Source organism: Longimicrobiaceae bacterium (assembly GCA_035936415.1).
GTDB lineage: Bacteria > Gemmatimonadota > Gemmatimonadetes > Longimicrobiales > Longimicrobiaceae > JAFAYN01.
On sequence record DASYWD010000044.1, the window covers coordinates 1 to 7,847 of the forward strand.

7 protein-coding genes are annotated in these 7,847 nt (G+C 71.3%); 1 reads left to right on the forward strand and 6 read right to left on the reverse strand.

Annotated features, from left to right (window positions below; all coding sequences use genetic code 11):
* The first annotated feature begins 90 nt into the window (after positions 1-90).
* Complete coding sequence (locus VGR37_01765) at positions 91-1,272, forward strand: glycosyltransferase family 2 protein (protein HEV2146123.1); 1,182 nt, start codon at positions 91-93, stop codon at positions 1,270-1,272.
* A gap of 293 nt (positions 1,273-1,565) precedes the next feature.
* On the opposite strand, the gene VGR37_01770 is transcribed toward VGR37_01765, so the two are convergent.
* From VGR37_01770 to VGR37_01795, 6 genes are all read right to left on the reverse strand, one after another.
* Positions 1,566-2,099 (reverse strand): hypothetical protein, encoded by a 534-nt coding sequence (locus tag VGR37_01770; GenBank protein HEV2146124.1) that lies wholly within the window; start codon positions 2,097-2,099, stop codon positions 1,566-1,568.
* Positions 2,100-2,160: 61 nt separating this feature from the next.
* Complete coding sequence (locus VGR37_01775; protein ID HEV2146125.1) at positions 2,161-2,820, reverse strand: EpsI family protein; 660 nt, start codon at positions 2,818-2,820, stop codon at positions 2,161-2,163.
* Complete coding sequence (locus tag VGR37_01780) at positions 2,817-3,692, reverse strand: exosortase/archaeosortase family protein (protein HEV2146126.1); 876 nt, start codon at positions 3,690-3,692, stop codon at positions 2,817-2,819. Before VGR37_01780 ends, VGR37_01775 begins: the two co-directional genes overlap by 4 nt.
* A 1-nt stretch (position 3,693) precedes the next feature.
* Positions 3,694-4,449 carry a sugar transferase gene (locus VGR37_01785; GenBank protein ID HEV2146127.1) on the reverse strand — a complete coding sequence of 252 codons (756 nt, stop codon included), beginning with the start codon at positions 4,447-4,449 and terminating at the stop codon, positions 3,694-3,696.
* A 237-nt stretch (positions 4,450-4,686) separates the two neighbouring features.
* The gene (locus VGR37_01790) at positions 4,687-5,775 is read right to left on the reverse strand and encodes a HAMP domain-containing sensor histidine kinase (protein HEV2146128.1); all 1,089 of its coding nucleotides are present in this window, start codon (positions 5,773-5,775) and stop codon (positions 4,687-4,689) included.
* A 34-nt stretch (positions 5,776-5,809) separates the two neighbouring features.
* A complete protein-coding gene (locus tag VGR37_01795; protein HEV2146129.1) occupies positions 5,810-7,333 on the reverse strand; it encodes a sigma-54 dependent transcriptional regulator in 1,524 nt (507 codons plus the stop codon).
* Positions 7,334-7,847 lie beyond the last annotated feature (514 nt).

Sequence of the window (7,847 nt, forward strand, 5' to 3'; positions counted from 1 at the left end):
GCTCCGCGCCGAGTTCGGCGCGGAGCCCTGGCTGCAGCGCTACGAAGCGATCTACCGGCACGTACAACGCCCAACCGCCCTTTGAGCCCCATGACTCTGGCCGCCTGGATCCTGGTCGCCGCCCCGGTCCTCCTCGTCGCCTACGCGTACGCGGGATACCCGCTCCTGCTCGCGCTGGCCGGCCGCTTCCGCCGGCACCTTCCGGTCTCCTCCCCACCCCGGGAGTGGCCGAGGGTGAGCATCTCGCTCCCCGCGTACAACGAGGAGGCGCAGATCCGCGGGGCGGTCGAGAGCCTGCTCCGGCTCGACTACCCGGCCGACCGCAGGCAGATCGTGATCGTCTCGGACGCGTCCACCGACCGCACCGACGAGATCGTCCAGGAGTACGCCGACCGCGGAGTGGAACTGCTGCGGATGCCGGTGCGCGGCGGCAAGACCGCCGGCGAGAACGCCGCTGCCACGATTCTGACCGGCGAGATCGTCGTCAACACCGACGCCTCCATCCGGATCCGTCCCGACGCCCTCAAGCCGCTGGTCTCCCGCTTCGCGGACCCCGCGGTGGGGGTCGCCTCCGGGCGCGACATGAGCGTGGGGCGCACCGGCGACGACGCGAACGCCGGGGAGAGCGGATACGTGGGGTACGAGATGAGCGTCCGGGCAATGGAGACGGCCATGGGAGGGATCATCGGGGCATCGGGGTGCTTCTACGCCATCCGTACCCACCTCCACCGGGTCGGCCTCCCGAGTCACCTGAGCCGCGACTTCGCGTCCGCACTGATCGCCCGTGAGAACGGCTACCGCGCCGTATCGGTGGACGAGGCGGTATGCTTCGTCCCGCGTACCTCCTCGCTCCGGCGGGAGTACCGGCGCAAGGTGCGGACGATCGCCCGGGGGATGGAGACGCTCTGGTACAAGCGGCACCTCATGAACCCGTTTCGCCATGGGGTCTTCGCCTGGATGCTGCTTAGCCACAAGGTGGCGCGCTGGCTGGTCCCCTGGACGGTGCTGGCGGGGGCCGTCGGGGTGGCGCTCCTCGCGGTGGACCACGTGTGGGCGCGGGTGGCGCTCGGGGCGGGCGCCGGCATCGGTGCGCTGGCGCTGGCAGGATGGCTCTGGCCGGAGTCCCGGCCCATGCCCCGGGTGCTGGCGATCCCGGCGTTCGCGGTCGCCGGCAACGTCGCGGCCATGTACGCCCTGGTGCGGGCTCTCTCTCCGGAGAACGGCGCCACCTGGGAGCCGACCCGGCGCGACGTCGTTCTTTCCGGGAGCTGAGCCCGGTGCGGATCTACGCCTTCACGCAGTACTACCCGAGCACCTTTTCCCTCGTGGGGCGCGCGGTGCACGGACGGAGCATCCGATCTGCGGCCCCGGCTCCGGAGCTGGTGGGGGTGCCCTGAGGCGCGGGAACGCCACGGAAGCGAGAAGGGCGCGCCCCCGGATCGGGAGCGCGCCCTTCTCGTCGTGCTGCCCCGCGGAGGAAGGGAAAGCTTACTGCTGCTCCTCCTCCGCTTCCTGCACGGGTCGACCTGGGTGGGCGAGGATAGGTCGACCCTCCGAACCCCCCATCAGACCGGGTCCCCGCCTCCCTGTGGCTGGGTGTGGAATACGAGACCGGCCTCCCGGGCGGCCTTCTTCCCGGGGCTCTTCCGGCCCGCCGGACGCGAGGAGCGCCACCCGCCGATACCCAGCGCGAGCGCGGTGGGGATCGCCAGGCCCAGCAAGGCCATCGCGCGCAGGACCGTCACGTCCAGCGTACCCCGGAACTCCGGATTCACCGACGAGCGGATCTGGAGGAAGTCCAGCGAGAACAGCCCCGCCACCACGGCCAGCAGCACCGCCGTCGCCATGCAGACGACCGACGCGGCCCGCAGCGTCCTCCGGTGATCGAGGACGGCCGCCACGGCCATGATCCACACCAGACCGAAGATGCTCCCCAGCACCGCGCCCGACATGATCCCGACCGCGCCGAAGCGCCACCGGACCTCGCCGAACCGGAAAGGCCAGATCTGCAGGGCGGGCTCGCTCACCGCCGCGACGATGAGCAGCGCGCCGACGGGGTAGAGCGCCTTGACGAACGGCCGGTAGCTTGGGGACGTCATGCTCGCGTTTCCTCTGTGCGTCGGGTTGCTTGCGCCGGCCCGGCGGGGCCGTACGGTCGGATCAGGCCGGGAGCGCCCGGCCGACGGCGGGCATCATCCCCCCGGCCACCTGGGCGGCCAGCCTGAAAGCCTCCTCCTCCGAGCCCGTCACCGGGACGATCACCCGCACCAGGGCCTCGTCGCTGCGCCCGCGGAGCGCGGAGTCGCGGAGGAGGTGCCACTTCACCCGGTACTCGTTCGCCTCCACGCGGCCCCGGCCCTGGTACCAGTACAGCACCAGCGCGCGCTGGCCCTTGTTCTGGAGGAGGTACCGGTTCACCGTCACCGGCCCGTTCGGCGTGGCGATGGCCACGCGGCCGGAGGTCAGCGCCTCCCAGCCGGCTCCCGGGAGGCAGTTCTTCGGCGAGTGAATGGACTTCCCCTGCGTCTGGCTCTCGTAGTAGCCCACGTAGAGGGAGAACGCGTACGCTCCGGCGGCGGCCGCCGCGGCCGCGCCCGCCGGGCGGTACACCCGCATCAGGTAGTCGCTCATCCCCGCGACCCGCCGCTCCTCGTCCGAGATCTTCACGTCGCTCGACTCGTACGATGCGAACCGGGCCGGCACCGAGCTCTCCAGCGGGCCGCGGAGCGGCACCGACCGTTGCGTGTCGACCCCCAGCGTGATCGCGGCGCCCAGTCCCAGAAGGATCGCGGGGCCCCAGCTCCGGGTGAAGTGCCTCATGCCCTGCGCCTCCCGATCTGGATTTCGGCCTGGTTCAGCAGGGCGGCGATGCCGCCCAGGATCGCGAACGCCACCACGAAGATGATCCACCCCTCGGTCATGTGCATGAAGCCCTCGCCCAGCTTCGGGTCCACGTAGAAGACCAGGAACCCGGTGAGAAAGACGCGAATCCCGTTGAGGGCCATGGCCACCGGGATGGCCGCGGCGATCAGCGCCAGGCGGCTCGCCGGGTGGCGCAGCCACAGCCCGCCGATGAGCAGCCCGAGCGAGATCAGGGAGGCCAGCGAGCGGAGCCCACTGCACGCCTCCGTCACGAAGAGCGAGCGGCCGGGGAGCCGGAGGACGTTGCCGTCCAGCATTACCGGCACCTGGCGCCACTCCAGGAGCACCGCCCCCATCTCCGAGGCCCGGAACTGCAGCGGCAGGGCGAGCGAGCCCACCACCACGTCCGGGAGCGGGATGGAGAGCAGAAGCAGCGACGCCGGGAGCCACCAGTGCAGGAGCTGCCGGAAGCCGAAGTAGAAGACCACCAGGCCGAAGAGCGCGCCCATCATGGAGGCGCGCATGGTGAACAGCTCCGCCGCCAGCCCCGACACGTAGCGCAGGAGCACCGCGGCGAAGACGATCAGGAGCCCCGCCGCCACCTGGCCGCGGGCGTCCGCGGTCAGCCCCTTCTTCCAGGCCAGGTAGACGGCCACCGGGGCGAGGAGCAGCCCGTGTCCGGCGTCCGGATCGCTCCACCAGTCGCGCCCCAGCGTCATCATGGGGCTCCAGAACAGGAGCGCGAAGGCCGCCCCGGTGGCGGCCATCGGTACGTAGCGCTTCCAGTCGCCCACGTAGGTACGGCCGAGGGAGAGTGCCGCGCTGGTCACCTCACCATGCTCCTCGCTTGAAGACCACCACCGGTACGGTCCGCAGCAGGATCAGGAGGTCCTGGATCACGGACTGCCGCTCGATGTACTCCAGGTCGTAGCGCAGCTTGTTGCGCACGTCCGACAGGCACCGGTCGTAGCTCTGGTTGATCTGCGCCCAGCCGGTGATCCCGGGAAGGACGCGCTGGCGCTCGTGGTAGTGCTCGATCTTGCCGCGGAGCTCCGCGAAGATCTTCGGCTGCTCGGGGCGCGGCCCCACGATGTTCATGTCGCCCCTGAGGACGTTGAATAGCTGCGGGAGCTCGTCCAGCCGGTACTTCCGCAGCACGGCGCCCAGGGGAGTGACGCGGGGGTCGCTCGGCTGCGCCCACACCTGCACCGCGCTGCCGCCGGAGGCGGTCATCGTGCGGAACTTGTACATGGTGAAGAGCCGGCCGCCGTAGTCCACCCGGCGCCGCCAGTGGTGCTGGCTCCCGCTGTCCTGCCGCCGGTCCAGCCCCACCCGGGTCTGCCGGAAGATGATCGGTCCAGGAGAGGTCAGCTTGACGAGCACCGCGATCACCAGCATCAGCGGCGCCGCCAGGATCAGCCCCACGAGGGCCATCGTCACGTTGAGCACGCGCCGGCCCAGCCAGCGGGTCTCCGCGGCGGAGACGCCCTGCATCCAGGGCGTGGAAATGCTCTCGGCCAGCTCGTCGAGCGCCAGGGCGCCCGAGGTGGCGGTCAGCGGACCGGACTTCTGCGCAGGGATCAACACGGTGGCGCTCTCCAGATGTTCGTAGTTCCGTTGCACTCCTGCAGCGGTCTGCGAAGAGATGGGAATGCAACGGGCATGCACGGAGGGAGAATCGCCGCACTCGAATGTAAGTGGTTGGGATAATGCGTTTTGCGGATTCGGGACGGGCCGGGGGGACGGACCGGTTTCGTGGTGGCCCGGCGACGTGTGTGGGGCGTTCACCACACACCGGAGGAATCCGGGGCCGGCGGAGGGGCGTCAGGCGGGGGGAGCGGCGGGGAGGTCCAGCTCGAAGAAGAAGCGGGTCCCGGCGCCGGCGGCGGTCTCGTACGCCAGGTCGGATCCCATCTCGCGGACCAGGTGGCGCGCGAGCGCCAGCCCCAGGCCGCTCCCGGAGAAGCCGGGTCCGTTCCACCGGCTCACGGGGCGCACCGGCTGGAAGAGGGTCGCCTCCTCCTCCGGGCGGATCCCGGAGCCGGAGTCGCGCACCGAGAACTCCGTGCGCGACCCTCCGGCCGGACGCGCGGCCAGCTCCACGAACCCCGCTTCCGTGTACTTGAGGGCGTTCACGACGAGGTTGAGGAGCACCCGGGCCAGCGCGACGGGGTGGCCCATGCGCCGGTCGTCCCCCGCGAGCGAGAAGCGCAGGTCGATCCGCCGCTCCTCGGCGATGGGGAGGACGATGTCGCGGATCGAGGCGGCGATCTCCCCCAGCGAGAAGGAGGACGGCTGCTCGTCCACCAGGCGGTCGCCGCGGCGCCGGTACAGGTCGAGGATGTCGTTCGCCATGGACACCAGCCCGAGCGCGGCGGTGTAGACGATGCCGAGCTGGCGGCGCTGGGTGTCGTTCAGCTCCCCGGAGTACCCGGAGCGGAGCGCGTCGGAGAGGAACAGGACGGAGGTGAGGGGGGAGCGGAGGTCGTGCGCGAGCCCTACCACCACGGAGGGGTGCTCGAAGGGGGGGGAGAGGGCGTCGTCGGCGGGGGGACGCAGCGAGCGGCGCGCCTCCCCGAAGGAGCGGAGCACGCCCAGCAGCTCCGTGTGCGAGGGTGCGCCCCCGCCCTGGCACCGCTGGGCCAGCTCGGCCTCCAGGAGCAGCTCCAGCAGACGCTCGTCCGCCGCATCTCCGGGCTCCCCGCCGCCGTCCGCCGGGTCCGGAGCCGGCTCCCGTGCGGCCTCCACCACCAGGGCGAGCGACGACAGCCGCTCCGCCAGCCGGTCGGCAGCTCCGTCGGGGCGGAGTCCGGCGAGCACCTGGGCGGCTGCCCGGCGCAGCGGGTCCGACGTGATCCGGGCCAGGGGATCCGCCGTGCCCACCGGCTGCGGAGGGGCGGGGATGTCGGACATCCGCTCGGTCGGAAGCTGAGCCCGGGCCGGCCGCTCAGCTCGCCTTGATCACGGTGTCGCGCTGCAGCCCGTGCTTCTCCATCAGGCGGTACAGCGTGGTGCGGTCGACGCCCGCGATCTTCGCCGCCTTGGACATGTTGGCACCCACCCGGTCCACCAGCGCCCCCAGGTACACCCGCTCGAAGTCGGCGAGGACCCGCTCGCGGGCGCTGTGGTACGGCTCGTCGAGCCCGCGGAACAGGGTGGCCTTCGGCTCCCTGGGGCCCGGGTCCACGTCCCGGAAGGGGATGTCGTCCGGCTGCACCACGGAGCCGGGCTCCACCAGCACCACGGTGTGCTCCACCACGTTCTGCAGCTCGCGGACGTTGCCGCGCCACTCCCGCGCCTGCAGCGAGGCGATGGCGGCCTGGCTCAGCTTGGGGACCGGCGTCCTTGCGTCGCGGTGCCGCTTCCAGTAGTAGCTCAGGAAGTGCTCGGCGAGGAGCGAGATGTCCTCCGGCCGCTCGCGCAGCGGCGGCAGGGTGATGGGCACCACGCTCAACCGGTAGAAGAGGTCCTTGCGGAGGACGCCCTCCTGCGTCGCCTCCAGCGGGTCGCGGTTGGTCGCGGCGATGAAGCGGACGTTGACCACCGCGTCCACTCCCTCGCTCCCCACCCGCCGTACGATCCCGTCCTGGATCACCCGGAGGAACTTGGCCTGGATCGTCTGCGACATCTCCGTCAGCTCGTCCAGGAAGAACGTGCCGCCGTTGGCGATCTCCAGGAGCCCCATCTTGTCCTTGATGGCCCCGGTGAACGCCCCCTTGCAGTGCCCGAACATCTCCGACTCTAGGAGCGTCTCCGGGAGCGCGGCGCAGTTGATGGCCACCATGGGGCGGGAGGTGCGGTGGCTCTGGGAATGGATGAACTGCGCGATCATCTCCTTCCCGGTGCCGCTCTCGCCGCTGATGAACACGGAGGCGTCGGTCCGCGCCACCCGCCGGGCCAGCTCCACCGCCCGGCAGAAGGTCGGCGAGCGCCCCAGGAGGAGCGGGCCGCCCACCGGACCCTGGTGCTCCGCCGCCATCTCGCGCTCCGCGAGCGCCGAGGTGTGGCGGTCGTTCAGGACGGCGTGGGACGCCCGCCCGATCAGGATCTGCAGGTGGGTGGCCGAGAACGGCTTGGGGAGGTAGTCCCAGGCGCCCATCCGGGTGACCTCCACGCTGGAGTCCACGGAGGGGTTCCCCGTCATGATGATGGCGCGGGTCTGCGGGCTGGCCTGCAGACAGACCGAAAGGACCTCGGTCCCCGGGACGTCGTCCAGGTACAGGTCGATCAGCACCACGTCGAAGGCGCGGCGCTTCAGCAGGTCGATGGCCTCGGCCCCGCGGGAGCAGATGGAGACGTTGTACCCTTCCAGCCGGAGCACGCTCGCGCAGCTCTCACGGAGGGTGTGCTCGTCGTCCACCACCAGGATGGAGATGCCGGCCTTTCCATCCTCCTCGGAGCCCGGGACCTCTCCCTGCGGCAGGCGGAATCCCTGCGGGCCGGGTGTGCTGACGTGGGCTTCGGCGGACATTCCGGTCTCCCTCTTTTTTCGGGTGGGCTGCCGCGCCCGCCGGAAAGCTGCGGAGCGGGCATGCGCGGTCTCCGGGACGCGGGCTGCCGAATATACAAGCTTTGCAGCATGTCCGCCGCATGCGCGCCCACGGCGACGCTTGCGCGCGGGTGCGGCGGTCGGAAGTGCGGGGGACGAAACCAGTCTGCCGGATGGGCTTCCTGCTACTGCCGGAGCGATCCACACAGGAAGCAAGTTTGAGACCAGCGCTCAACACATGGTGCGACCGCGCCACAACCTGCGCAGCCCCGGGCGCCGAGGGCCGGCGGGCGCCGTTCCTTCCCTCCGGGCAGGGCCGCGGAAGCGGGGCGCCCGTGTCCCACCCTGTCCCACGCGCGCCCCGATTTCCGGGCGGCGTCCGCCCCGTGGACCGCCTTCCGGTGCACGGGATGGTCGCCGGCCGGACGCCTTGCCGGATCCCGCGGGTCGTGCGTTGTGCGGCCGGACGCCCGGCCCGACGGCGGCGGGGCGTCCC